Genomic DNA, 2,291 nt, shown 5'->3' on the forward strand with positions numbered 1-2,291 from the left:
GTATATTTTCCTGGTCCATCATCAAAAGTTAAATATGCAACTTTTCTTTCTTTACCATCAAAACGATTAGGTATCGATTTTTTTAATTCATTTTTAGGTAGACTGCTCACTTGTTGAACACTGTTTACCTCTTCCGCATTTACCAGCTTAGGATTCGTAATAGATTGAAACATGTAATACCCTATTGCTACTAATGTAATAGCCAACAATATACTTATAATTCTTTTTTTCTTAAGCTTAATTTTCATATTATAATCTTCTTTCTATCCTATTATTCCACTTTATGTTGTTTAGTTATATTATTATATTAGTTTATAAAATTATTCAACTTAACAAATATCAATTTTGGATTACTTATTTTAATAATCTATATAGGTAAAAATTAGTGTCCTGCACTAGCATTCATGCCATTTCCTATAATAGTTAGAACCAAAGGATATAATACTGGTCCTAGGGTAAGGAAAATGTTTAAAATCAAAATAAATGTATATAGCAGGCTGTAATTTTGACTATTTGAATGTGCAAATACTAGGATAACTAATGTTATTATAGTAATGAAATGTAGTAATAACATTATCAACCAATAATACATCATTATAGTAAGATTCGCCTTTCCTAATAGTTGGCATGTTATCCCTATTATTATTCCTAATACTGTAGCATTAAAAGAAATAAACAAAATTCTTTTTAGTATTCTAGGTAATGTTTTGTGATCAACAGTTTTATTATATAAGCCTATTAAAATACCTAAAGATAGATATGCTAGTACTAGGCCTACCCAATCCCATATCCAATCTTGACCTCCCATTAAATTAAACAAAAGCGAAATGATTCCTCCTACTGCAAGAATCAAAGAGATTATAATGTTAGTTAAAGCTGGTTTCATTATGTTTTCACTTCCTAAAAAATTTTATAATAAAGCATTGGTGTTTACTCATATGTTGTCATTTACTTATTAAAACTTCTTTTTAATTAACTGAGAACTTGTTTGATAGTATTCTTCCATTACTTTTTTTGGAATCATACTGCCTCCTGTTCCCTATACAATTTGTGTACCTTGATTCAATTTATGTTTTAAATCATTATTTTGTAAATAGCCTCTCCTCCTTTTATGCAATTTAACAGGTCTAGTCATTCCTGCTAATGTTATTGGTTCTAGCTAAATATCCTCTTTACCCACTATTTCTTTTAATAGCTTATATAAATGATTATCATCAACTGTATATGCCCCACTTAAAAATGGTTCCATTGCTTTCCCAACAAACCTAGATGCTATTCCAAGTACAAGTCCATTCGCTATTGTATTATTGTCAATCCAAGATTCTTATACAGAAATTTCATCATATAATCAGGTCATCATACTTAATAGTTCGTATGGAGAATAAATATCAATCATTTCTCGTCTTACTTACTATTCTCACAACTATGCAGGTGCTTGAAAATTAATCATACTTTATTATAATTAAGTATATTAACAACATGTTTAGTATAAGTGAATAAAATTAATTTTAATTTTATTTACTTTTTTAAAGGGGATAACGCATATGAACAATATTAATATTGGTGAAAAAATTATGGTATTTAGAAAAGGTGCCGGTTTAACTAGTAAACGGTTAGCTGAATTATCTGATATAACACCTTCCATGTTAAGTCAGATTGAGAAAGGAATTACGAATCCATCCTTACAAACACTAAAACTAATTTCTATGGCATTAAATATTCCTTTATTTAATTTTTTCTTAGAAGATACCAATACAGAAGAATTAGTTGTAAGAGCTAATCAAAGAAAAAAAATAACTTTCCCTGAAAGCGGCAATGTTTCGTATGAGTTATTATCACCTAATTTAGATGGATCACTGGAATTCGCTTTAATGAATCTGTTACCTCAAACCGCTTCTTCTATGGAGCCTATGGCACATAAAGGTGAAGAAATAGCATTTGTTATGGAAGGCCAAGTAAAACTATATCTAAATGATGCGGTTCTACTTCTTAATCCAGGTGATAGTGTTAAAATCCCACCATATGCAAAACATAAATGGGAAAACACCTCTTTGCATAAAGTCACTGTTATATTTGGAGTAACCCCACCATCTTTTTAATTTCAAATACTAGCGTATAAAAGTTAGAGAAAATAATTCTCTAACTTTTTTGTATACATAACTGTATTAAAAAAATAAAAACTTGTCTCATAATTATTCGAGATTAAAATCTAAAAGATTAAGAGCAGTTAGAGACCTTTCTAATTACATACTTAATTTACTTTTTAATGTCCAGTATTTTTCTCCGTTAGT

At 28.5% G+C, this 2,291-nt stretch carries 2 protein-coding genes and 1 pseudogene; 1 reads left to right on the top strand and 2 read right to left on the bottom strand.

Annotation, left to right across the window (positions count from 1 at the left end; all coding sequences use genetic code 11):
• Together H6481_RS28050 and H6481_RS28055 are read right to left on the bottom strand one after the other, a co-directional pair.
• Window positions 1-248, bottom strand: a pseudogene (locus H6481_RS28050) (polysaccharide deacetylase); the annotation flags it as partial.
• A 134-nt stretch (window positions 249-382) separates the two neighbouring features.
• Window positions 383-886 carry a DUF3902 family protein gene (locus tag H6481_RS28055; RefSeq protein ID WP_097987506.1) on the bottom strand — a complete coding sequence of 168 codons (504 nt, stop codon included), beginning with the start codon at window positions 884-886 and terminating at the stop codon, window positions 383-385.
• Window positions 887-1,544: 658 nt separating this feature from the next.
• On the opposite strand from H6481_RS28055, the gene H6481_RS28060 reads away from it, so the two are divergent.
• Window positions 1,545-2,099, top strand: a complete 555-nt coding sequence (locus H6481_RS28060; protein WP_061661041.1) for a helix-turn-helix domain-containing protein — start codon at window positions 1,545-1,547, stop codon at window positions 2,097-2,099.
• The last annotated feature ends 192 nt before the right edge of the window (window positions 2,100-2,291 follow it).

Source organism: Bacillus sp. ME78, assembly GCF_903970865.1.
In the GTDB taxonomy this organism is placed as follows: Bacteria; Bacillota; Bacilli; order Bacillales; family Bacillaceae_G; genus Bacillus_A; species Bacillus_A cereus.